25 protein-coding genes are annotated in these 23532 nt (G+C 39.2%); 24 read left to right on the plus strand and 1 reads right to left on the minus strand.

What is annotated here, in order from left to right; genetic code table 11:
• Positions 1-147: 147 nt before the first annotated feature.
• From GPA07_RS03565 to hpf, 21 genes are all read left to right on the plus strand, one after another.
• Positions 148-1323 carry a two-component sensor histidine kinase DegS gene (locus GPA07_RS03565; protein WP_008360205.1) on the plus strand — a complete coding sequence of 392 codons (1176 nt, stop codon included), beginning with the start codon at positions 148-150 and terminating at the stop codon, positions 1321-1323.
• Between the two features lie 64 nt (positions 1324-1387).
• Positions 1388-2077, plus strand: a complete 690-nt coding sequence (gene degU / locus GPA07_RS03570; RefSeq protein WP_008348273.1) for a two-component system response regulator DegU — start codon at positions 1388-1390, stop codon at positions 2075-2077.
• Positions 2078-2289: 212 nt separating this feature from the next.
• Positions 2290-3132, plus strand: a complete 843-nt coding sequence (locus GPA07_RS03575; RefSeq protein WP_157292039.1) for a DegV family protein — start codon at positions 2290-2292, stop codon at positions 3130-3132.
• Between the two features lie 119 nt (positions 3133-3251).
• Entirely contained in the window at positions 3252-4631 is a 1380-nt protein-coding gene (locus tag GPA07_RS03580) for an ATP-dependent helicase ComFA (protein WP_145939407.1), read from the plus strand.
• Between the two features lie 64 nt (positions 4632-4695).
• Positions 4696-4989, plus strand: coding sequence for a late competence protein ComFB (locus GPA07_RS03585; RefSeq protein ID WP_008360197.1), 294 nt, complete (start codon positions 4696-4698; stop codon positions 4987-4989).
• Positions 4990-5015: 26 nt separating this feature from the next.
• Positions 5016-5672, plus strand: coding sequence for a ComF family protein (locus tag GPA07_RS18585; protein WP_008360195.1), 657 nt, complete (start codon positions 5016-5018; stop codon positions 5670-5672).
• A gap of 56 nt (positions 5673-5728) precedes the next feature.
• Positions 5729-6148, plus strand: a complete 420-nt coding sequence (locus GPA07_RS03595) for a TIGR03826 family flagellar region protein (protein ID WP_008360193.1) — start codon at positions 5729-5731, stop codon at positions 6146-6148.
• 79 nt (positions 6149-6227) lie between these two features.
• On the plus strand, positions 6228-6491 hold the full coding sequence (gene flgM, locus GPA07_RS03600) for a flagellar biosynthesis anti-sigma factor FlgM (protein ID WP_003213252.1): 264 nt from the start codon (positions 6228-6230) through the stop codon (positions 6489-6491).
• 18 nt (positions 6492-6509) lie between these two features.
• A complete protein-coding gene (locus GPA07_RS03605; RefSeq protein ID WP_008360191.1) occupies positions 6510-6992 on the plus strand; it encodes a flagellar protein FlgN in 483 nt (160 codons plus the stop codon).
• Between the two features lie 15 nt (positions 6993-7007).
• Positions 7008-8528, plus strand: a complete 1521-nt coding sequence (gene flgK, locus GPA07_RS03610; protein ID WP_008360189.1) for a flagellar hook-associated protein FlgK — start codon at positions 7008-7010, stop codon at positions 8526-8528.
• A gap of 8 nt (positions 8529-8536) precedes the next feature.
• On the plus strand, positions 8537-9448 hold the full coding sequence (flgL, locus tag GPA07_RS03615; RefSeq protein ID WP_008360187.1) for a flagellar hook-associated protein FlgL: 912 nt from the start codon (positions 8537-8539) through the stop codon (positions 9446-9448).
• 47 nt (positions 9449-9495) lie between these two features.
• A complete protein-coding gene (locus GPA07_RS03620) occupies positions 9496-10074 on the plus strand; it encodes a DUF6470 family protein (protein WP_008360185.1) in 579 nt (192 codons plus the stop codon).
• Positions 10075-10102: 28 nt separating this feature from the next.
• A complete protein-coding gene (gene fliW / locus GPA07_RS03625) occupies positions 10103-10537 on the plus strand; it encodes a flagellar assembly protein FliW (protein WP_008360183.1) in 435 nt (144 codons plus the stop codon).
• Positions 10531-10755: a carbon storage regulator CsrA gene (gene csrA / locus GPA07_RS03630; RefSeq protein ID WP_157292040.1), complete on the plus strand. Its 225-nt coding sequence runs from the start codon at positions 10531-10533 to the stop codon at positions 10753-10755. Before fliW ends, csrA begins: the two co-directional genes overlap by 7 nt.
• A 162-nt stretch (positions 10756-10917) precedes the next feature.
• On the plus strand, positions 10918-11259 hold the full coding sequence (flaG, locus tag GPA07_RS03635; RefSeq protein WP_008360179.1) for a flagellar protein FlaG: 342 nt from the start codon (positions 10918-10920) through the stop codon (positions 11257-11259).
• A gap of 18 nt (positions 11260-11277) precedes the next feature.
• Positions 11278-12792 carry a flagellar hook-associated protein 2 gene (locus GPA07_RS03640; protein ID WP_157292041.1) on the plus strand — a complete coding sequence of 505 codons (1515 nt, stop codon included), beginning with the start codon at positions 11278-11280 and terminating at the stop codon, positions 12790-12792.
• A 17-nt stretch (positions 12793-12809) separates the two neighbouring features.
• Positions 12810-13214: a flagellar export chaperone FliS gene (gene fliS, locus GPA07_RS03645; RefSeq protein WP_008360174.1), complete on the plus strand. Its 405-nt coding sequence runs from the start codon at positions 12810-12812 to the stop codon at positions 13212-13214.
• Positions 13211-13552, plus strand: coding sequence for a flagellar protein FliT (locus tag GPA07_RS03650; RefSeq protein ID WP_008360172.1), 342 nt, complete (start codon positions 13211-13213; stop codon positions 13550-13552). The genes fliS and GPA07_RS03650 overlap by 4 nt, the downstream gene beginning before the upstream one ends.
• Positions 13553-13565: 13 nt before the next feature.
• Complete coding sequence (locus GPA07_RS03655) at positions 13566-13946, plus strand: DUF8042 domain-containing protein (RefSeq protein WP_008360170.1); 381 nt, start codon at positions 13566-13568, stop codon at positions 13944-13946.
• A 33-nt stretch (positions 13947-13979) separates the two neighbouring features.
• Entirely contained in the window at positions 13980-15665 is a 1686-nt protein-coding gene (locus GPA07_RS03660) for a methyl-accepting chemotaxis protein (RefSeq protein ID WP_157292042.1), read from the plus strand.
• A 189-nt stretch (positions 15666-15854) separates the two neighbouring features.
• The gene (hpf, locus tag GPA07_RS03665) at positions 15855-16418 is read left to right on the plus strand and encodes a ribosome hibernation-promoting factor, HPF/YfiA family (protein WP_008360166.1); all 564 of its coding nucleotides are present in this window, start codon (positions 15855-15857) and stop codon (positions 16416-16418) included.
• 98 nt (positions 16419-16516) lie between these two features.
• On the opposite strand, the gene GPA07_RS03670 is transcribed toward hpf, so the two are convergent.
• Positions 16517-17670, minus strand: a protein-coding gene (locus GPA07_RS03670; RefSeq protein ID WP_157291940.1) for an IS3 family transposase whose coding sequence is annotated in 2 segments (ribosomal slippage) — positions 16517-17397 and positions 17397-17670 — 1155 coding nt in all. Because the reading frame shifts where the segments join, the coding sequence is not laid out codon by codon here.
• Positions 17671-17907: 237 nt separating this feature from the next.
• On the opposite strand from GPA07_RS03670, the gene secA reads away from it, so the two are divergent.
• From secA to GPA07_RS03685, 3 genes are all read left to right on the plus strand, one after another.
• The gene (gene secA, locus GPA07_RS03675) at positions 17908-20433 is read left to right on the plus strand and encodes a preprotein translocase subunit SecA (protein WP_157293135.1); all 2526 of its coding nucleotides are present in this window, start codon (positions 17908-17910) and stop codon (positions 20431-20433) included.
• A gap of 67 nt (positions 20434-20500) precedes the next feature.
• A protein-coding gene (gene prfB / locus GPA07_RS03680; protein WP_145939408.1) for a peptide chain release factor 2 occupies positions 20501-21602 on the plus strand; the annotation gives its coding sequence in 2 pieces (ribosomal slippage) (positions 20501-20572 and positions 20574-21602; 1101 coding nt in all).
• A gap of 124 nt (positions 21603-21726) precedes the next feature.
• The gene (locus tag GPA07_RS03685) at positions 21727-23520 is read left to right on the plus strand and encodes a M3 family oligoendopeptidase (protein ID WP_071168503.1); all 1794 of its coding nucleotides are present in this window, start codon (positions 21727-21729) and stop codon (positions 23518-23520) included.
• Positions 23521-23532: the final 12 nt, after the last annotated feature.

Below are 23532 nucleotides of genomic sequence, written 5' to 3' on the forward strand. Positions count from 1 at the left end.
TTTGTTATGATGATAGAAGCGGAAAAAGGGTCGTCATAAACACTTCATGTTTTATACGCATTCTTTCATTATAATTCGACATAAAATACAGATCAATGACATTTATAATAAAAAAAGATGACATCACTGTTACGGGAGGGAAAAGCCATGACAACACCTAAAATGGATCCGAAATTATTGGATTCAATCATCATGAAAATGCTAAGTACAGTTGATGGCAGTAAGGACGAAGTATTTAGAATAGGCGAGCAGTCCCGTCAACAATATGAAAGCCTAGTAGAAGAGCTTAAACAAATCAAACAGCAAGTAAATGAAGTAATTGATTTTGGTGATAAACTAGAAGTACATACGAGACATGCTAGAAACCGATTATCTGAGGTCAGCAGAAACTTCAACAAATTCAGTGAAGAAGAAATTCGAGAAGCCTACGAAAAAGCGCATAATCTGCAAGTAGAACTCACTATGATCCAGCAGCGTGAAAAGCAGCTGAGGGAAAGAAGAGACGATCTAGAAAGACGATTACTAAGCTTACAAGACGTCATTGAACGTTCAGAAACACTTGTGAGCCAGATCACGGTCGTCCTCAACTACCTAAACCAAGATTTACGCCAAGTCGGCGTTTTACTTGAAGATGCTCAGGCAAAACAAGATTTTGGACTAAGAATTATTGAAGCCCAAGAAGAAGAGCGCAAAAGGGTATCACGGGAAATACATGATGGGCCTGCTCAGATGCTGGCAAATGTAATGATGCGTTCTGAATTAATTGAACGAATTTTTAGAGACCGTGGAACAGAAGAAGGCTTTAAAGAAATTAGAAGTCTTAGACAGAATGTGCGAAATGCACTGTACGAAGTGAGAAGAATCATTTATGATTTAAGACCGATGGCTTTAGATGATTTAGGTCTCATTCCGACGCTAAGAAAGTACTTAAACACAATTGAAGAGTACGATGGGAAAACCAAGATTACGTTCCAGTGCATTGGTGATACAGAAAGCGAAAGAATCGCTTCTCAATTTGAAGTGGCACTATTTAGACTAGCCCAAGAAGCTGTCACAAATTCATTAAAGCATTCTGAAGCTGAAGAAATCTCTGTGAAGGTTGAAGTAACAAAAGACTTTGTGACCTTAATTATCAAAGACGATGGAAAAGGCTTTGATATGAAAGATGTGAAAACAAATAAAAACAAATCATTCGGGTTACTTGGTATGAAAGAACGCGTTGACTTACTAGAAGGTAAAATGACCATTGACTCAAAAATAGGTCTAGGGACATTCATTATGATTAGAGTGCCGTTAACATTACAAAATAAAATTGTAAAATAGAGTCAAAAGACATATTGACCGTAAAGTTAAGGTGTAGAACAATAAACATGGGGAGGCGTAGCTTGTGACTAAAGTAAATATTGTAATTATTGATGATCACCAATTATTCCGTGAAGGTGTCAAACGGATTTTAGATTTTGAACCTACTTTTGAAGTAGTTGCAGAAGGAGACGACGGTGACGAAGCTGCACGCATCGTAGAGCACTATCATCCGGATGTTGTCATTATGGACATTAATATGCCGAATGTAAATGGTGTAGAGGCTACAAAGCAACTAGTAGAGCTTTATCCCGAATCAAAAGTCATTATCTTATCTATTCATGACGATGAAAACTATGTGACACATGCTTTAAAGACAGGAGCGAGAGGCTACCTGTTAAAAGAAATGGATGCAGACACCCTCATTGAAGCAGTGAAAGTAGTAGCTGACGGAGGTTCTTATTTACATCCGAAAGTCACTCATAACTTAGTAAATGAATTCCGACGCCTAGCGACTAGCGGCGTTTCAGCACATCCACAGCACGAGGTATATCCTGAAATTCGCAGACCACTTCATATCTTAACAAGACGTGAATGTGAAGTTCTTCAAATGTTAGCTGACGGAAAGAGCAACAGAGGTATTGGCGAATCGCTCTTTATTAGTGAGAAAACAGTCAAAAACCACGTGAGTAACATTTTGCAAAAAATGAATGTAAATGACCGTACACAAGCTGTTGTTGTAGCGATTAAAAACGGTTGGGTAGAAATGAGATAATGTTCCGAACAAGTACTCCTTTTTCGCCTGTTTTTGGTTCTCACACCTTTTTAGGTTGAGAGAGAAAATAGGCAGGACAAGGAGTCTTTTTCGGATATAGCAGCTTGCCTATTGATTAGGCAGGCTTTTTTGATTACTATTATAAATCTAATGAAAAACAATCAGGATACTTTTAAAATAAAAAGAGAAACGAATAAGGAAGGTATTTAAGAATGAAAATAGCCGTTGTAACAGACAGTACTGCTTATATACCACAAGAGCTGCGTGATAAACATCGAATTCATATGATCCCTCTTAACGTCATCTTTGGCACCGAATCATATCGAGAAGAAATTGAGATGGATTGGAAGACATATTATGAAGAAGTAAAAAAGCATAAAGATCTTCCAACGACCTCTCAGCCTGCTTTTGGTGAATTAGTAGGATTATATGAAAAATTAAGTGAAACATATGATGCGGTCATTAGTATTCATCTTTCGAGCGGAATCAGTGGAACATATAATAGTGTAGCCGCAGCGAACGACATGGTCGAAGGAATTGACATTTATCCGTTTGATTCAGAAACTAGCTGTATGGTGCAGGGATTTTATGCACTAGAAGCGGCTGAAAAAGTTCAAGAAGGTGCTTCTCCAGAAGAAATTTTAGCACACTTGAATCAATTGAAAGAAAGCGAAAGAGCCTATTTTATGGTAGACGACTTAACTCATTTGCAAAGAGGCGGCAGATTAAGTGGTGCTCAGGCTTTTATTGGGAGCCTCTTAAAGGTAAAGCCTATCCTTCATTTTGACAACAAGCTAATTGTCCCTTTTGAAAAGATTCGTACACGAAAAAAAGCCATTTCACGCATCTTTGAATTATTCGATGAAGATGCATCACGCGGTGTACCGATGAGAGCTGCAATCATTCATGGAAATAGAGAAGAAGAAGCAGAAGAATTGATTGCACATTTATCAGAAAAGTACCCTCATGTCGAATTTTATAAAAGCTACTTTGGTGCCGTGATTGGTACACATTTAGGCGAAGGCGCTTTAGGTCTTGGCTGGATGATTAGATAGATATCAAAATCCCCTTTTCGTATGGAAAAGGGGATTTATTTTTCTATTTTTGCAGTTGGACGAAAGGTCTTCTCTTTGTACATAATAGGCAAACATTAGTCGAAAGGTGTTGGGTAATATTGAACATGAAGAAAGCGCTGGAACTCCGGCAGCAGCTCCAATCACGACACCTTCTTGCTTTTGAATGTCAATGTACACAGTCTGATTTGGATTGGCTGGAGAAGCAAGGATTTATTGATAGAACACACGCCATTGAAAGAGAATCGATTGGTTTAATATGCTGTCGATGCGGTGTATCAAATAAACGATATTTTGCCCGCTCACCGTGTGAAACATGTCAAAAAGACTGTCTATACTGTAGATCTTGCATCATGATGGGTAAAGTAACTGAATGTGGTTTCCTCTATGAATGGACGGGTCCGCACAAGGAAGAAACAATCCAAGCTGAATTGACATGGCAGGGAGAGCTGTCTAAAGGACAAAAGAGGGCGTCAAAAAGAATGGTAGAAGCGATAAAAAACACATCTGATTTACTGGTTTGGGCTGTTTGCGGTGCGGGGAAAACGGAGGTGCTTTTTCACGGAATTGAATATGCGTTAAATAAAGGAATGAGTGTCTGTATTGCGACGCCTAGAACCGATGTTGTACTTGAACTCGAACCACGAATTAGAAAGGCATTCCAAGGGCTTGATATAGCTGCACTTTATGGCGGAAGTCCTCAAAGATTTCAAATAGCACCGCTAATGATTGCCACAACCCATCAACTGATGAGATACAAAAATGCTTTTGATGTCCTCATAGTAGATGAAGTCGATGCCTTTCCTTATTCAATTGATGAACGTCTTCAATTTGCTGTTGTTAAGGCCATGAAGAAAACAGGAGTTAGGATTTATTTAAGTGCCACGCCATCTAAAAAAATGAAAAAGGATGTGGTTCGTGGACAATTAGAAGCGGTAAAAATTCCTTTGCGTTTTCACCAACAACCGTTGCCTGTCCCAGCATTTCAATGGATTGGACAATGGAGAAAGAAATTAAAAAAGAATCGGCTGCCATCTATTACAATGAACTGGCTGCAGGAACATATCAAAAAGAAAAAAAGGGTTTTACTTTTTGTCCCTTCTATTTCTACTATGAAGAGGGTCACGCAGATCCTTCGAGCACATCATGTAAATGTACAGGGTGTTTCTGCCGATGATCAAGATAGGAAACAAAAGGTTCAACACTTCAGAGAGCATAGATATGATGTTCTAGTTACAACAACAATTCTAGAAAGAGGCGTCACCATTCGAGATGTTCAGGTGGGTGTGTTAGGTGCAGAATCTACTATTTTTACAGAGAGTGCGCTTGTTCAGATTTCTGGCAGGGCTGGCAGACATCCTGAATACGCTAAAGGAGATGTGTTCTTTTTTCATTTTGGTTTAACGAGAAGTATGAAAAAAGCGAAGAAGCACATCGAACAAATGAACACGGTGGCTAAACAGGAGTTTTCTGAAAAATAGTGTAGGTTCAACTAAATCATGATACATTATATTCACAATACACAAATGGCAGGAGAGACAAAATATGCTACTCAACGCAAAAGAAATACTACTCAAAGAAATCCTCTATCAATATCTCAACCAATTAAACATGATTTGTCATTGTGAAAAGTGTATAGAAGATGTATTAGCTATTTCTCTAAATCAAGTGAAACCGCAGTATATAACAGATATCGATAAAATATCTTACAGTAAATCCGAGATGGTAGACAAACAGAAGAATACGGCCATGCTGGTCATTCTTATAGAAGCTGCTTCAACAGTCACAACATTTCCAAGGTGCGAAAAACGTTTGCCGATGAACAAGGAAAATAGTTGATTTGCCCAATTTGTGAGGGGCATTTTGTGGCTGCTTTTACATGGAAGTCATTTCTTCTATCAAATGAAGATCGTTTATGTGTAGCATGTAAGAGGAAGCTAACGAAGATTGACAGTCCTATTTGCCCCAAATGCGGAAGAGTACAGTCAGATGACCATTTGTGCCATGATTGTTCACGGTGGAATAAACGAACTGATTCTGAGGAAGTCCTTGAGAAGAATAGGTCTGTTTATGTTTACAACGATTTTATGAAAGATGTTCTAGCACGATTTAAATTCCGAGGTGATACGGCTTTAGCTGAGCTATTTAAAAGAGATGTACAAGCAGTGTTTAAACGCTCTTTTTCAATCAAAGAGCCTGTGCTTGTCCCAATTCCTTTGAGTAAAGAGAGGCTAAAGGAAAGAGGATTCAATCAGTCGGTAATGCTTGCTTCCATGATTGGTGGACCTATATTCCAGCCACTCATTAAAGTACATCAAAGGAAGCAGTCAAAGAAAAGCAAAAATGATCGTTTAAATCAAAAGGGTTTGTTCCAATTAAAACAGCCAGATCCGATCGTTCTAAAGGATGTCATATTAGTTGATGATATTTATACAACCGGGGCGACAGTCTACCATGCGGCAAGAATTTTAAAAGACGCAGGTGCCAAAAGCGTTTCCTCTTTTACGTTGATTCGCAGTTAAAAATCATGACAATCAACCGATATTAAGAGAAGAAAATAACGTAAGGGGTTTTGGTTATGAATCAATTGGCAAACTGTCCACAATGTAATCAGTTATTTTTAAAAACCACCATCCAAACGGTTTGTAACAAATGTTTTGAAGAAGAAGAACGTTCTTTTGATCTCGTTTATAAATTCTTACGAAAGCAAAGTAATAGACAATCAACCATTGCTGAAATAGTAGATGCAACAGAGGTTGATGAAGAATTAATCCTAAAATTTATTCGATTGAAAAGGCTTCAAATTAGTCAATTTCCGAATATCAACTATCCTTGTGAAAGATGTGGCCAACCGATCAGGAAAAATAAGCTATGTAGCCAATGTGAACAGGATATAAATGCTCAAATCAGCCAAATGAACCAAGAAGAAGAGCGTAAAAGAGAGATCGAATCTAGGAAAAAAGACACCTATTATGCCATTAATCCTAAAAATGACTGATTCCCTAAACTAAGTTGCAGTTTGGTCGATAAAATGGATAGAATCAAGACAGACTGTAACGGAAAGCGAGAGGAATCCCGTGAAAATTAATCGATATGGAACACAACCAGTAAATCCTTACAAGAAAACATATGAGAAACAAACGTTGCAATCGAATCAAGCGAAATCAACTGATAAAGTCGAAATTTCTAAAAAGGCAATCGAAATGCAAAAGGTGCCGAATATCATGAAAGAACGCCAAGATAAAATAGACCAAATTAAAAAAAGCATTGAAGCCGGAACATATCAAGTAGATACAAAAGGCATTGCAGATAAAATGCTAAATTTTTATAAACAACAATAACAAAAGGGAGTAGCGTGGATGTCAGTAAAAATAATTATTGAAGAGCTGCATCGTCTCTATGGATTACATGAACAGCTTCTAAAGCTGTCTAAGGATAAAACAGAAATGCTGAAAAATAATGAGATTGATACTCTTTCAGAGGTTCTGAACCTTGAGCAAAAATACATTCAGGCCATTTCACAATTAGAAGAAAAGCGGATTGAAGCCACAGTTCAATTTTTACAGAATGATCAATCACCGACCATCACCGCATGTATCGAAAAAGCTGAAGGTACGGATCAAAAAGAGCTTATTTCGCTATATGAAAAACTAAATGACATCATGGTGGAATTGAAAGGTGTAAATGAACTAAACAAACAGCTTATTCAGCAGTCACTTCAATTTATTTCACTGACATTCGATCTTGTAAATCCTAACAAAGAAAATATGAATTACGGACAAAATGGTCTTGAGAGTTCAAAGCCTAAACAGCATCGGGCTTTGTTTGATTCAAAGGCGTAAATAAGGAGGATATCTATGGGTTCTACATTCATGGGACTAGAAACGGCAAAACGAGGAATAACAGCTCAGCGTGCAGGTCTTTATGTCACATCAAACAACGTGTCCAATGCAAATACAGAAGGCTACTCAAGACAGAGAGTTGCCTTTAAAGCAGATAATCCTTACCCAGTGATTTCTGTATATGATGGCAAGACATACGGCCAAATGGGGACAGGCGTTCAAGTTGGGACTGTTGAAAGAATACGAGACAGTTTTTTAGATCTTCAGTATAGAGATCATAACAACAATATGTCTTATTATGCAGCGAAGTCGGATGCCCTTTCACAAATGGAAGGAGTTATGAATGATTTGACAGATGAAGGCTTGAATAGAGCTTTTGATAACCTTTGGAAATCATTACAGGTCCTATCAGAATCGAAAAATGCCGATACTGCTTCAGCACGTACAGTTGTTAAAACAAGTGCACAAGCTTTAGTTGACCAATTCCGTCTGCTTAATTCTTCTTTAACAACGATACAAAAGAATTTAAAAACCGAACTTGATTCAACAGCTAAAGATGTGAACACCATTTTATCTCAAATTGATGAAGTGAATAAACAGATTGCAGCAGTAGAGCCTAATGGTTATCTTCCTAATGATCTTTATGATACACGTGATGCTCTTGTCGATCAGTTATCCTCACTTGTTGATATTAAGGTGAGCTACAATCCATCTGGAGGGAATGCACTGAAAATTGCTGAAGGAACCGTCAACATCGACATGATCGGTGCAAATGGACAATCTGTTGGAACGATTTTAAATGGGATTACCAATGAAAAGTCTGAATTGCAAATTTCCTATGATGATACGACAGGACTTATCAACTCACTTCAATTTGGAACGACAACCATTGCAGCAGATCAATTACAAGTGAATGGAAAAATAAAAGCACTTGTTGAGGCGTATGGCTACATGTCAAATGGAGCTGAAAAAGGAATGTATCCAGAGATGCTTGCAGAGCTAGATGAAGTAGCACAAGTATTCATGGATACATTTAACGATGTGCATAAGCAAGGGTACACGTTAAATGGCACAAGCGGACAAGACTTTTTTGACATCGAGAATAACAATGATTTGAATAAAGGCTTGGCAGCTCGTATCAAAGTGAGCGATGTCATTTTAGCATCAACAGATAACATTGCTGCATCTCTTAATCAAACGCAAGGTGACGGTTCGAATGCTACACAATTAGCCGATATTCAAAACTTAAAGCTGGCAATTGGCGGAAATACAACGACGATTCAGGACTACTATCAAAATGTCATTGCTGAAATGGGAATACAAGGTAAAAAGAACATGACGCTTGAAAGCAGTTCAGCAGCGCTTGTTAACTCAGCCAATGAACGCAGAATGTCAACTAGCTCTGTATCTTTGGATGAAGAAATGACGAACATGATCCAATTTCAGCATGCGTATAACGCAGCTGCAAGAATCGTGACATTACAAGATGAGGTATTAGATAAAGTAATAAACGGCATGGGTGTCGTAGGAAGGTAGGGTAACTGATGCGAGTCACACAAGGTATGATTTCTCAAAACTCACTTCGCAATATTAGTAAAAGCTATGAAAAACTCTCTAAAATTAATGAGCAGGCACAGGCTGGAAAACGTTTCACAAAAACGTCTGATGATCCTGTTGCAGCAGTGAAAAGTCTTCAATATAGTACAGCCCTGTTTCGAAATGAACAATATCAAAATAATTTAAATGAGGCACGAAACTGGATTGATACATCTGAAACAAGTGTCACTGAAATCATTGATATTATGTCAAATATACGAGATAAAGTGCTTGATGCGGCGAATGGAACAAAACAGCCAGAAGATTTAGCTGCTGTCGGCGTAGAAGTTGGTCAGATGAAGAAACAAATCATCGATGCAATGAACACTCAAATGTTAGGTAAGTTTGTATTTAATGGGACGAATACTAATGTAAAACCAGTTGTAGAGAATGCAGATGGTACGTATACATTTAATTTTGAGACCTATACAGATGCAAACGCAGTGAAAACGAACATTTCTGATGGTATCACTTTAAATGTGAACTCAAATCCTCTAACAGCGTTTGGTGGTCAGTCTGCCAACGGTCAAAATGTCATTGAAATGCTGACGGATTTAGAAAACGCATTGAAAAATGGAACGTTTACGGATTCAGATGAGGCACTAGGTGATATTGATCAATTCAAAGAAGTGATGAGTGCTGAACGTTCGGATCTTGGTGCCCGAACGAATCGTGTTGACTTAGTCGAAAGCCGTTTGACTGCACAAGCCGAAGTGCTGAAAAATGCTAAATCAGATAACGAAGATGTTGAAAGTGAAAAAGCCATTCTTGATCTTCTTCAACAAGAGACAGTGAATAGAGCTGCCTTAGCAACGACAGCTAAAGTCATTCAGCCATCACTTGTCGATTTCTTAAGATAATAAAAAGCATCCGCTGGGTGCTTTTTTGCATCATGGAGGTGAACATTATGCAAATCCCGAGATTGTTAATAGAGCAAACTTATGCAAAGCTGCAAATGTCAACAACCCCCTCTAGCCAAGAATTAGAACAGCCAAGAGCGGATCTTGAAATTCAACAGCCAAAAGCTGTTATGAGCATCACAAGGACACCGTCGAAATTAACCATTGATCAAACTGAGGCGTTTGCTGATATGGATATCAAATCAATTTTTAGGCGTTCTGAGGAATGGGCAGCTGAAGGGAAACGTGCTGTTGGAGAGGGGATGGGTCGAAGAGCGGAAGAAGGAAGCGAACTAATCAAGATCGAGGAAGGTGGTAGTGCGATTGCGGAGTTTGCCAAAATCAATGGCAGTCCTCCAGCAAAACAATTCACCATCGGTGTGATTCCTTCATTCTTTAGTGTGAAAATTCACTATCAGCCATCCGAGCTTCAAATTGATGTGGAGCCGCAAAAAGCTGTCATAGAGGCAACACCTCATAAACCAATCGTTAACTACAAGCCAGGTAAGGTCAATATTGATATGCTACAATACCCTGAACTAAAAATAGAGGTTGACGAAACTGGTCAAAATGGTGATAAGGTATAGTTAAGAAAAACGAAAAAGGTCGTGAATTATGATCATTCAAACAAAATACCATGGCGAAGTGACGATTAAAGAGGAGCAGATCATCAACTTCTCTAACGGAATTCCAGGATTTCTAGATCAAAAACAATTTGTCATTTTACCTTTATCAGAAGAATCTCCATTTCTCGTTCTCCAATCATTGAAAAATGCAGAATTAGGCTTTATTGTCAGCAGCCCGTTTTTGTTCTTCAATCAATATGAATTTGACTTAGAAGAAGCGGTTGTAGACATTCTCGGTGTTGAAGATGCCAATGATGTAGAAGTGATGGTGATTTTAACAATGGGATCTTCTATTGAAAAAACGACAGCTAACTTAAGAGCGCCTATTATTGTGAACCGGAAAAACATGAAAGCCAAGCAAGTGATTTTGCATGATTCTGCCTATCATACAAAACATTTGTTAGAGGTGGCTTCCTCATGCTAGTTCTATCTCGTAAATTAAATCAGTCAATTCAAATAGGCGATGATATTGAAGTTAAGATTATTTCGATCGAAGGCGATCAAGTAAAAATCGGGATTGAGGCCCCTAAGCACGTTGATATCCATAGGAAAGAAGTTTACTTGTCTATTCAAGAAGAGAACAATCGTGCTGCAAGCTTGTCTTTAGATCTCCTTTCTCAATTATCCTCACAGAAAAAGTGAGGATTTTTTTATCTGATTCCTCCATTTTTCTCCGTGTAAAAGCGTTTCTATGTGGATGTACACCATCTATATGAAACTTTAACAAATCGGTCCATCTATATTTAATTTGAAAATTCAAAGCCGATATAAAAGATAGATTAAAAGCACAGGAGCTGAATAATTATGTCTGTTGGTAAGTTGACATCGCTAGAGCCACTGATTGATGCATTTCAAACCCGTGTTACGAATCATCAGAATGACAATGCAAACACCGATTTACAAGCAAATGGAAAAGTTGTTTCAAAGGACGAAATTGAAAAAACGCTTCAAGGAGCAAATAAGCTGATTGAACCTACTCAATTTCATCTTCAATTTGAATTACATGAAAAACTCAATGAATATTATGTCAAAGTCGTAGATAACCAAACTGAAGAAGTCATTAGAGAAATTCCTTCCAAGGAATGGCTTGATTTCTACGCGGCGATGACAGAGATTGTCGGTTTATTTGTAGATAAAAGAATGTAATTGAAGGGAGAATAAACAATGGTTAATCGAATTACTGGGTTTTCAAATGTGTTTGATATTGATGAAATCGTATCAAAACTTATGAAAACAGAACAAGCACCACTTGATAAAATGACACGCCAGAAACAAACACTTGAATGGCAAAGAGACAGTTATCGCGAGGTGAATTCGAAAGTCAAAGAATTAGATGATTTGATCAACAATTTAAACTTATCGCGTCCAAGTACATATGGCGCAAAAAAGGTGACAAGCTCAAACGAATCTGCTGTCACAGCAACTGGATCAACAAATGCTACATCTGGCTCGATTAATGTGACCCAACTAGCGACAGCTTCCGTATTCAAATCTTCTGGTACATCTGGGTTTACGCCAGCAAACGGTACGTTTACGTTTGAGGTGACAACACCAGATTCTACGACACCAAAAACAGTGACCATTAAAACCACTGATACAGATACCATTGATTCAATCGTGACAAAATTGAATAACTCTCAACTAGGTGTCACCGCTTATAAAGGCCAAATCTCTGATGGAACCAACTACGTGGATACGATCGCTCTGACTTCGCGTACGACTGGTGAAGGTGTCAGTATTAAAGCAACGGATGGCGATTCTGCTTCATTTTTAACGCAATTAGGCTTTCAGGTGGATGGAGATAATAAATTAGTTGCGACCACTCAAGGACAAAAAGCGCAATATGAAATTAATGGTCTCAAAATGGAAAATAACAATAATACATTCACGCAGGCTGGTATCACATATGAGCTCAAAGGAACAACAGATAAGCCTGTCAGCTTAAACGTTTCAACAGATGTGGATACGATTTTTGATAAAATTAAACAATTTGTTGATAAATACAATGAACTGGTTGAGCAGGTCAATGGTAAAGTCAATGAAAAAAGAAACAGAGACTATTATCCTTTAACTACTGAAGAGAAATCAGCTATGTCTGAAAAGGAAGTTGAGCTTTGGGAAACGACCGCTAAGTCTGGCTTGCTGAGAAGTGATTCAATTTTACGATCTGGTGCATCTAAATTAAGAAGTGATTTTTATGCTGATATTACAACAAGTGATGGGAATAAAATTCACATGACACAAATCGGAATTACCACTTCAGATAAATATAAAGATGGCGGAAAGCTTGTAATTGATGAACCGAAACTAAGAAAAGCCATTGAAGAAGACCCGCAGAAGGTCAGTCAAATGTTCATCTCAGGTAGTTTAAACGTGGATTCAAAAGATCAAGACAAAGCGCAGCAACAATATAAAGAACAAGGGATCATTTATCGTGTCAAAAATTCTTTAACAGCCTTCACGAAGAGCATTCAAACAAAGGCTGGAAGCACAACGATGGCATTAAAGGAATACGGACTTGGTAAAGACCTTGATTCTTTGACAAAACGAATGAGTACGTTCCAAGACCGCTTGAAACTTGTTGAAGCCCGTTACTATACAAAATTTAATGCCATGGATAGTGCGATTCAAAAGCTAAACAACCAATCTGGCTATCTTTCTCAACTGCTTGGACAATAATTGGAGGTTTATAACATATGGCAATTCAGAACCCTTATGCCGCCTATCAGAAAAATTCTATTGAGACTGCAACACCGGCCGAGTTGACGCTTATGCTTTATGAAGGATGCTTAAAGTTTATCAAACTAGCGAAGCATGCTATTCAAAAAGACGATGCCGAAGCAAGAAACTTGAACCTGAAAAAGGCTCAAAACATCATCCAAGAATTAAATGTCACCTTAAATCGTACTTATGATGTATCAAAGAGCATGGCGAGTATGTATGACTACATTTATCGTAGACTTATTGAAGCCAATCTGCAAAATGACGAAGAGATACTGAATGAAGTAGAGCAATACGTGATTGATTTCCGAGATGCTTGGAAAGAAGTCATTCAAACCGATCGAAAAGGGCGTCATCACTCTATTGGGGGATCTCTATGAGTATTGTGGACCAGCTGCATGACCAAACATTAAAAATGGCAGCAGAAATAGAGGCCAATCCGCAAAGCGAAACACTGGTTGAAGACTTTGATGCTTTTTTAATTGAGAGAGATGAATTAATGAGAGACATTCAGCATGAGCTTTCAGTTCAAGAGAAAGAGAAGATCAAGGAAATTATTCAAACAGATCAACAGATGGCGAAGCAATTAACAGAGATTCAAAATGGGATAAAAGCAGATATTCAAGCCATTCAACGCAAGAAAACAAAACAGTTAAATTATCAACATCCGTACCAGCCCATGACAAGTGACGGCATATACTACGATAAACGGAAATAAATAGGTGAGACCTGTGGCGTATCGTTCAGATGACTATATCTTATTAACCACATATTATGAACTTCTATATACGATAGAAGAGAGTCTGAAATATTTAGATGAAATTGAGAAGGATTTCACTAAAACAGAAGGGGATCGGATCTTTAATGATCTGATCCATGCCTTCTTTCACTTAGAGACAACACACCCCCTTCTGCTTTCAATTATTGAAAATGATGACTTTGCCAAGACGATTCGTTCGTTTGACCAAATTTTTTTAAGTTTCGATATACTAGCTTTCTATACATTCCCTTCAAATCACTTCCAGTCATTCCTTACAGCATATTTTATACCTGAATATAGAAAGTGGATGGATGAAATACATGCCTGCATGAGGCCGTATGTCATTCATTAATTTTTGTTCAATTCAGACCATTCGGAGGAATTTATGAGACTAAAAAATCAATTTTTATTTGGGCTTATTGTCATATGTGTATTGTTTGTCAGTATTTTAGGATTTTCAAGCTTCATCTATTACAAAACAGATCAATCCTATAAAGCACTCCTCAGCAAAGAAGTAAAGCTGTATCAGACCTCACTGGAATTAGAGACATTGCTGCAAAAGCAGGAAGCACAAATCAAAACATATGTGGTTGTGCAAGACGCTGAAAATTTACAGAAAATTGAGCAAACATATGAAGATATTAATAAGAAAACAACTGAAGCATTAAAACTTAGCACGGTTAAACAAGCAAAAAATCTATTAGATCAAATTTCCGAAAAGAATTATCTTTACTATACCTCAACGAATCGATTATTTAATTCACTGAATATGCAAAATCAAAAAGAATTCAACACCCGCCTCACGCAAGAATTACAGCCTATCGAACAAAAAATACATACCTTTACACAAGAATTTGCCCAAACCCAACTGAAACAGCGTGATCAAAAAATCAGTCAGCTCAACCAAGAAAGTAATCAATTATTGCTGACACTCATTCTTGTCAGCGCAGCAATTGTGGTCGGCTTTTTGATCATTGGGGTCAGATTCGTCCGTCGAATGACAAAACCGATTGTCTCTGTCACACATGCTGCCAGAAGGATGGCAGATGGTGACCTTACACTTGAAGAGATTGAAGTAACCTCTAAAAACGAGATTGGTCAGCTCGCTGCAGCTTTTAACCAAATGACAACTCATTTACGTCAGTTGATTTTACAGGTGCAAAACGGATCAAGGCAGCTGGCTGATTCTGCTACTCAATTTGAAGAAACCATCAGTCAAACCATATCGGCTAGTGAACAGACGTCTAGCTCGATTGAACAGGTCAGTGAAGCTTCACGTGAACAATCGGGAGCAGTTGGAAAAGTGGCCTCTACCATTCAAGAAGTCTCAACGGGCATGCATAATGCGGCTGAACATACATCTGATGTTTCGGGTCACTCAATTTCAGTGACTGAAAAGGCTGAAGAGGGTGCATCCCTCATTCAACAATTTGTGAAACAAATGAGCTCTATTAAAGAATCTGTGAATGAACACCATTCCACAATGGCCAATGTACAAGTGCAGTTTACCGGCATCCAAGACCTGTTAGGGAATATCCATGCTATTGCAGACCAGACGAATTTGCTTGCTTTAAACGCAGCCATTGAAGCGGCAAGGGCTGGGGAACACGGCAGAGGCTTTGCGGTTGTTGCAGATGAAGTCAGAAAGCTGGCGGAAGAATCGAGTCAGCTGACAGATCAAATTAGTCAATTACTCGCGAACGTGAACAAAGATACTGAAAGGTCATCACATTCTATGACGAAGGTGGAACGAGATGTAGCAGAAGGTGTGAAAGTATCGCAATTGTCTGAACAGAGCTTTCATGACATTCTGGAATCGATCCGAGATATTTCCATGAAAGCAGAGGAGCTGTCAGCCACTACAGAGCAAATTTCAGCTAGTACAGAGGAAATTTCTCAAACAGTTGGTGTCATTGAAGAAGGGGCTAAACGGAACTCAGAAGAGACAGAGTATATGTCGGCGGCTGTTGAAGAATCATTAGCGGCGAATGAAGAAATGAAAGCAGCAGCAGAAGATTTAAAGTCCTTGTCTCAATCACTGAAAACATCTATCTCATCTTTCAAGATTTAAAAGCAAGCTGGTCTTTTTCAAGAATCACTCGAATATATATTCATCACCTATCAAGCAAAAGTTGAAGCACCGCAGGATTCGACAAATTTCAATAAAAATTCACATTTTTTTTACGTTTGAGCAGGAGAAAAGGAGGGAAAAGTAGAAATAGGTTTACATATCCTTAATTTTAAAGGAGGCGTTCTTTACATGAATTACAATGTTAGAGGAGAAAACATCGAAGTAACACCTGCACTAAGAGATCATGTCGAGAAAAAAATTGGAAAGCTGGAGCGTTATTTTGAGTCAGATGTTGATGCTTCAGTCAACGTAAACTTGAAGTTTTACAACGATCAAGAATCTAAAGTTGAGGTTACCATTCCAATGACTGATCTAGCACTTCGAGCAGAGGTGCATAATGAGGATATGTACAATGCAGTAGACCTAGCAGCCAGTAAATTAGAACGTCAAATTAGAAAACACAAAACAAAAGTCAACCGTAAATTCCGCGAGCAAGGTGCGAAAAAGCATTTATTTGCTGGGGGAAATGGTGCTGCCGATGTAGCAGTTCAAGATGACGAAGAAGTGGATGAAACAGAAATCGTCAGACAAAAACGGTTCAACTTAAAACCAATGGATAGCGAAGAGGCCATTCTTCAAATGAACATGTTAGGTCACAGCTTTTTTGTCTTCACAAATGCTGAGACAAATTTGACCAACGTGGTCTATCGTCGAAATGACGGTAAATATGGACTCATTGAGCCAAACGCTTAATCATCAGCTTCAGCTGGTTTGGAAATAACCTAAAAAAAGTAAACCCGTTCCCTTCATTGGGACTGACCCCCGTTTTTGAGACAGGGATCAAAACACCTTTACGAAACAGCCAGTTGCCGAAACTCTTTTGGTGACTGGCTGTTTAATTTCAATTGAATTCGGATATTGTTATAATAATCAATATACTCCCTGACTGTTTTTTCTACAATGGCTGTTGTAGTGTTTGTCAGGTGGTGGAGATAAAATCCTTCTGATTTTAAACTTGAGTGGAAGGATTCGATGGGAGCATTATCAGCGGGCATTCCCTTACGGGACATGCTCATGGTAATGCCTTTTTCCTTTATCTCCTTTTGATAAGCATAAGAAGTGTAGACCGAACCTTGATCACTATGAAGTACGCAGCCTTTAGGCAGTGTCTTTAACTGCTTCAATGTATCTAAAACAAGAGAAACATCCTGTTTATCACCAATCGTATAAGCCACAACCTCACTTGTATATAAATCTTTTATGCTGGATAGATAAAGCATTTTTTGCCCAAATGGCAAATACGTGATATCAGTCACCAATTTTTCAAGTGGCTTTGTCGCAGAAAAATCTCGTTTTAAGTGATTTTCTGCAATGTAATAGGGTTGACCGGTCTGTTTACGCTTTTTCACTTTCACACGACACTGCAAACCGTAGGTTTGCATCATTCGTTGTACTCTCTTATGGTTAATCTTCATTTCTTTGCGTAGAAGAGCCGTTATTTTACGATACCCATACGTATACTTGTGCAACTTACAAAGTGTTGAAATAAGCTTGATTAACCCATGTTGCTCTGAGTGATGATGATCTTGTTTTTTCCAACGATAAAATGTTGATTTAGCCACTTCAAATAGCTGACAGAATTCACTGACACTCACTTTATCTTTTACCGTTTCGTAGATCGACACGAGTGCTTCTTTTTCCACCACCTTTCCCATTCTCGGTACTTTTTTAATATGTCTATTTGTTGATTTAGATAGCGATTTTCTGTTTTCAATCTCTCGTTTTCATCTTGGTATTCAGGTCCTTTACCGTATGAATACTGCTTTCCAACAGGTTGATGAAACCGGTGGGTTTCACCATTGTGATACCATTTCATCCAAGTTTTCACTTGTGTTTTATTCTTAATTCCTAGCTTGTCCATGATTTCTTTTGTTGAGACTCCTGCCAACTTCATCTGAACCGCCTCTTCTTTTACACTTGCGGGGTAACTGACTCTTGTTCCCATACAAAAAACACCTCCAAATTGTTTTCAGATATGATATACCCGATTTTCAACTTAAAGGTGTTTTTATTTGTCTCACTTTATGGGGTCAGTCCCATTAGGGGCGGGTTTTTTGTTCTAAATCATTGCAAATTCTTTGGAAATCAAGGAAGGTATGGTATGATAAATGCAGGTAAATATGGACCTGTCAAACTTTTGGACATGCCGAAAAATTGCATGAAAATAGAGGAGCGTTATTATATGCTTGGAATTTTAAACAAAGTGTTTGATCCTACGAAACGTACGATCAGCCGATACGAAAAAAAGGCAAATGAAATTGAAGCTCTCGCTCAAGATTTCGAGAAATTATCTGACGAGGCTTTACGAAATAAAACAATCGAATTTAAAGAAAAACTTGAAAAAGGACAATCTGTAGACGACCTTTTGGTTGAAGCATTTGCAACGGTTCGCGAGGCATCCCGCCGCGTGACAGGAATGTTCCCGTTTAAGGTGCAGCTCATGGGGGGGATTGCGCTTCATGAAGGCAACATCTCAGAGATGAAAACAGGTGAAGGTAAAACGTTGACATCAACAATGCCTGTTTATTTGAATGCTCTTACTGGAAAAGGCGTCCACATCGTGACAGTCAACGAATACTTGGCAAGCCGTGATGCGCAGGAAATGGGCAAGATTTTTGAATTTCTTGGATTAACGGTTGGCTTGAACTTAAACAGTTTAGACAAAGATGAAAAAAGAGAAGCGTATGCTGCTGATATTACGTATTCAACAAACAATGAACTTGGCTTTGACTACTTACGAGATAACATGGTGCTGTACAAAGAGCAAATGGTTCAAAGACCCCTTCATTATGCCGTCATTGATGAGGTTGACTCCATCTTAATTGATGAAGCGAGAACACCTTTGATTATTTCTGGACAAGCTGCAAAATCGACAAAGCTTTACGTACAAGCAAATGCATTTGTTCGTACGTTAAAAGCAGAAGACGATTTCACTTATGATATTAAAACAAAAAGTGTACAGCTGACTGAAAGCGGAATGACGAAGGCGGAAAAAGCATTCGGCATCGAGAACTTGTTTGATGTGAAACATGTGGCTCTTAACCACCACATCGCGCAAGCTCTTAAGGCACATGTTGCGATGCAAAAAGACGTGGATTATGTCGTGGAAGATGGCCAAGTCGTTATCGTTGACTCCTTCACAGGACGTTTAATGAAAGGACGCCGCTATAGTGAAGGTCTGCACCAAGCCATCGAGGCAAAAGAGGGTCTTGAAGTGCAGAATGAAAGCATGACACTTGCAACGATTACGTTCCAGAACTACTTCCGTATGTATGAAAAATTATCTGGTATGACAGGTACAGCGAAAACGGAAGAAGAGGAATTCCGTAACATTTACAATATGCAGGTTGTGACAATCCCGACCAATAAACCAGTGATTCGTGATGACAGACCTGACTTAATTTACCGCACAATGGATGGGAAATTTAAAGCAGTGGCTGAGGATGTGGCACAGCGTTATATGACTGGGCAGCCAGTTCTTGTCGGAACCGTTGCTGTTGAGACATCAGAGCTGATTTCTAAGATGCTGAAAAACAAAGGCATTCCTCATCAAGTATTAAACGCGAAAAACCATGAGCGTGAAGCACAAATTATCGAGGAAGCTGGTCAAAAAGGTGCCGTCACGATTGCGACAAACATGGCGGGACGCGGAACAGATATTAAGCTTGGCGAAGGTGTGAAGGAACTAGGCGGTCTAGCTGTTATTGGGACAGAGCGACATGAATCACGTCGTATTGATAACCAGCTCCGTGGTCGTTCTGGTCGTCAAGGAGATCCAGGGGTTACACAATTTTATCTATCGATGGAAGATGAATTGATGCGCCGATTTGGTGCAGAGCGGACAATGGCGATGCTGGACCGCTTCGGCATGGATGACTCAACACCAATTCAAAGTAAAATGGTGTCTAAGGCTGTTGAATCTTCCCAAAAACGTGTTGAGGGGAATAACTTTGATTCCCGTAAGCAGCTTCTGCAATATGATGACGTGCTTCGTCAACAGCGTGAAGTCATTTACAAACAGCGCTTTGAAGTCATCGATTCTGATAACTTAAAATCAATTGTGATCAACATGATTCAATCGTCTATTGAGCGGGCTGTTGGCTCTTACACGCCGAAAGAAGAGCTTCCTGAGGAGTGGAAACTAGATGGTCTTGTTGAATTAATCAACACGAACTATTTAGATGAAGGTGCCATTACGGTCAAAGATATCTTCGGCAAAGAAGCAGATGAGATCACGGAATTCATTATGGATCGTATTAAAGAGAAATACGATGCAAAAGAAGAGACATTTGGCGAGGAACAAATGCGTGAATTTGAAAAAGTCATCGTTCTTCGTGCGGTAGATTCGAAGTGGATGGATCATATTGATGCAATGGATCAGCTGCGTCAAGGAATTCATTTACGTGCGTACGCGCAAACCAATCCGCTTCGTGAGTACCAAATGGAAGGATTTGCAATGTTTGAGCATATGGTTGCTTCAATTGAAGATGATGTGGCCAAATATGTTCTGAAATCAGAAATCCAAAACAACCTAGAACGTGAGGAAGTTGTTCAAGGTCAAACAACTGCTCATCAGCCTCAAGAGGGAGATGAGGAGAAAACAGTGAAGAAAAAGCCGGTGCGTAAAGTGGTGGATATAGGTCGAAACTCACCATGTCACTGCGGAAGCGGCAAGAAATATAAAAATTGTCATGGGAAGACAGAATAAGTAATGGAAAGAGGTGAAAACCTCTTTCTATTCATGTCAGCTCCTATACATCTATGAGGTGAAGGGTATGGAATTAGTAGAAATTAGACAAGAGCTTGAAAATATGGCTAGCAGGCTAGCTGATTTTAGGGGGTCTCTTTGACCTCGATACAAAAGAAGCAAAAATTGCAGAGCTTGAGGCGACCATGTCAGAAGCTGATTTTTGGAATGATCAGCAAAAGGCGCAAGGTGTCATCAATGAAGCCAATGCACTGAAGGATTATGTGAATACATATCATGAGCTCAGTGAATCTCATGAAGAGCTGCAAATGACGCATGATTTATTAAAGGAAGATTATGATGAGGAGCTTCATGCAGAGCTTGAAAAAGAGCTGAAGAGCTTAACTAAACAGTTTAACGAGTTTGAACTGCAACTGCTCTTAAGCGAACCGTATGACAAAAACAATGCCATTCTTGAGCTTCATCCAGGTGCAGGCGGGACTGAATCACAGGATTGGGGATCTATGCTCCTCAGAATGTATACCCGCTGGGCAGAGCGCAGAGGCTTTAAGGTTGAAACACTTGATTATCTTCCAGGTGATGAAGCCGGAATTAAGTCTGTGACATTGCTGATTAAAGGACATAATGCTTACGGTTACTTAAAAGCAGAAAAGGGTGTCCATCGTTTGGTTCGTATTTCTCCTTTTGATTCATCTGGCCGTAGACATACATCCTTCGTTTCCTGTGATGTAATGCCAGAATTCAATGAAGAAATTGATATTGATATTCGTACAGAGGATATTAAGGTCGATACGTACCGTGCAAGTGGTGCTGGTGGTCAGCACGTCAATACGACGGACTCTGCTGTTCGTATTACCCACATCCCAACAAATGTCGTGGTAACTTGCCAAACAGAAAGATCACAAATCAAAAACAGAGAACGCGCAATGAAAATGCTGAAATCTAAGCTTTATCAAAAACGGATCGAAGAACAGCAGGCGGAATTGGATGAAATTAGAGGAGAACAGAAAGAAATTGGCTGGGGAAGCCAAATTCGCTCTTACGTCTTCCACCCATATTCCCTTGTGAAAGACCACCGGACCAATACGGAGATGGGAAATGTCCAAGCGGTGATGGATGGAGATTTAGATTCATTCATTGATGCTTATTTACGTTCGAAATTATCATAAAAACTCGGCTTCTTGCCGGGTTTTTTTAATTATGAGAAAATAAAATGAATATAAAGGAATACATACGCCATACTGACTCTATATCCTTTGTATGATGAAATTAGCAAATAAAGGGGGAAATACTTTGGGATTAAAACCATTACAAGAGACGTGGGATTTAGATGCCTTTTTTAAAGGAGGCAGTTCTTCACCGGAATTGATGACATACTTACAGCACATCCATCAGCTATTAGATGAATTACGTCAAAAGGTAGATGCCTTTTCAAAAGAAGATACACAGATTGAAAGCAGATTAACGTCTGTCCTTGAAACATATGAAATCACATATAAAAAGCTATCACAAGCAGGTTCATTTGTATCATGTTTGCAATCTCAAAATACAAAGGATATGAAGGCGGGGAGCCTTCGAGGGGCCATTGCCAAGCTGGCAGCTGAATTAGGAACCATTCTTGCCCGCTTTGATCAATCACTTGCTGCCATCCGTACTAGCAAGTGGGAAGAATTGATGAATTCAGCTGCTTTTTCAGATGTTCGCTACATATTAAATGAACGAAGAGAGCGTGTGAAGGATCTGCTGCCTGTTGAACAGGAAACACTGATTCAAAAGCTGGCGGTAGATGGGTATCATGCGTGGGAGGAGCTTTATACCAGTTTAGTGAATAAGATCACCATTCCATTTGAGCAAAATGGTGAAACACAGATGATCTCTGTAGGCCAAGCAGAAAATGCGATGGATGATTCAGACCGTGAAGTGAGAAAAGCCGTTTATCATAATTTAGAGCATGCCTGGACACAGGATGAACATTTATTTGCAAGCACGCTCAATCATCTTGCGGGTTTCCGTTTACAAGTGTATGAAGCAAGAGGCTGGGATCATATGTTAAAAGAGCCTCTGGATATTTGCCGGATGAAACAAGAAACACTCGATACGATGTGGTCTGTCATTGATGAACACAAACAGCCATTCATTGATTACTTACAGCGCAAAGCTGACATGCTTGGGGTTGATAAACTGAGCTGGTTTGATGTTGGAGCGCCAATTGGAAGTGAGACAAAGACCTATTCTTATCAAGACGCAGCTGCTTTTATTATTAAGCATTTCGCAGGGTTTGGAAAAAAGCTTGCTGCCTTTACTGAAAAAGCCTTTAATGAACGCTGGGTAGAGGCTGAGAATCGTCCCAACAAACGAGTGGGCGGTTTCTGTACGAATTTCCCTGACAGCGGGGAATCACGTATTTTTATGACCTTCTCAGGGACGCCGTCCAATGTAGCGACACTTGCACATGAGCTTGGTCATTCGTTCCATCAGGAAGTGATGCAAGACGTTCGTATGCTGAATCGTCAATATGCGATGAATGTAGCTGAAACAGCGTCGACATTCGCAGAAATGATTGTGGCGGATGCTTCATTAAAAGAAGCAGTAAATGAAGAAGAGCGTCTCAGTTTGTTAGAGGATAAGCTTCAGCGCAGTGTGGCGTTCTTTATGAACATTCAATCACGCTTTTTATTTGAACAGCGCTTTTATCAAGAGCGTAAACATGGAGAAGTGTCGGCTGACCGCTTGAATGAGCTGATGGTAGAAGCGCAGAAGGAAGCCTTTGGTGACTCTTTAGATGAATACCATCCGCATTTCTGGGCATCTAAATTGCATTTCCATATTACAGGTGTCCCGTTCTATAATTTCCCTTATACCTTTGGATACATGTTCTCGTTAGGTATTTATGCGAAAGCATTGCAGGCCGGGGCATCGTTTGAGGAGAAATACATTGCGCTATTAAAGGATACAGCTTCAATGACTGTAGAAGATCTGGCCTATAAGCATTTAGGTGTCGACCTCACTCAAAAAGTATTTTGGGAAGAGGCGATTTCACTGGCTGTGGCAGATGCCGAAGCGTTTTTAGCAGCGACGAAAGAATAAAATCCGAAAGCT

Origin of the sequence: Bacillus sp. ms-22 (assembly GCF_009759805.1) — a bacterium.
Taxonomy (GTDB): domain Bacteria; phylum Bacillota; class Bacilli; order Bacillales; family Bacillaceae; genus Bacillus; species Bacillus xiamenensis.

Coding starts and splice junctions, on each gene's coding strand:
- GPA07_RS03565 (WP_008360205.1), top strand. CDS start 148: ATGACAACACCTAAAATGGATCCGAAATTATTGGATTCAATCATCATG.
- GPA07_RS03575 (WP_157292039.1), top strand. CDS start 2,290: ATGAAAATAGCCGTTGTAACAGACAGTACTGCTTATATACCACAAGAG.
- GPA07_RS03585 (WP_008360197.1), top strand. CDS start 4,696: ATGCTACTCAACGCAAAAGAAATACTACTCAAAGAAATCCTCTATCAA.
- GPA07_RS03595 (WP_008360193.1), top strand. CDS start 5,729: ATGAATCAATTGGCAAACTGTCCACAATGTAATCAGTTATTTTTAAAA.
- GPA07_RS03605 (WP_008360191.1), top strand. CDS start 6,510: ATGTCAGTAAAAATAATTATTGAAGAGCTGCATCGTCTCTATGGATTA.
- flgK (WP_008360189.1), top strand. CDS start 7,008: ATGGGTTCTACATTCATGGGACTAGAAACGGCAAAACGAGGAATAACA.
- flgL (WP_008360187.1), top strand. CDS start 8,537: ATGCGAGTCACACAAGGTATGATTTCTCAAAACTCACTTCGCAATATT.
- GPA07_RS03620 (WP_008360185.1), top strand. CDS start 9,496: ATGCAAATCCCGAGATTGTTAATAGAGCAAACTTATGCAAAGCTGCAA.
- fliW (WP_008360183.1), top strand. CDS start 10,103: ATGATCATTCAAACAAAATACCATGGCGAAGTGACGATTAAAGAGGAG.
- csrA (WP_157292040.1), top strand. CDS start 10,531: ATGCTAGTTCTATCTCGTAAATTAAATCAGTCAATTCAAATAGGCGAT.
- flaG (WP_008360179.1), top strand. CDS start 10,918: ATGTCTGTTGGTAAGTTGACATCGCTAGAGCCACTGATTGATGCATTT.
- GPA07_RS03640 (WP_157292041.1), top strand. CDS start 11,278: ATGGTTAATCGAATTACTGGGTTTTCAAATGTGTTTGATATTGATGAA.
- fliS (WP_008360174.1), top strand. CDS start 12,810: ATGGCAATTCAGAACCCTTATGCCGCCTATCAGAAAAATTCTATTGAG.
- GPA07_RS03650 (WP_008360172.1), top strand. CDS start 13,211: ATGAGTATTGTGGACCAGCTGCATGACCAAACATTAAAAATGGCAGCA.
- GPA07_RS03660 (WP_157292042.1), top strand. CDS start 13,980: ATGAGACTAAAAAATCAATTTTTATTTGGGCTTATTGTCATATGTGTA.
- hpf (WP_008360166.1), top strand. CDS start 15,855: ATGAATTACAATGTTAGAGGAGAAAACATCGAAGTAACACCTGCACTA.
- secA (WP_157293135.1), top strand. CDS start 17,908: ATGCTTGGAATTTTAAACAAAGTGTTTGATCCTACGAAACGTACGATC.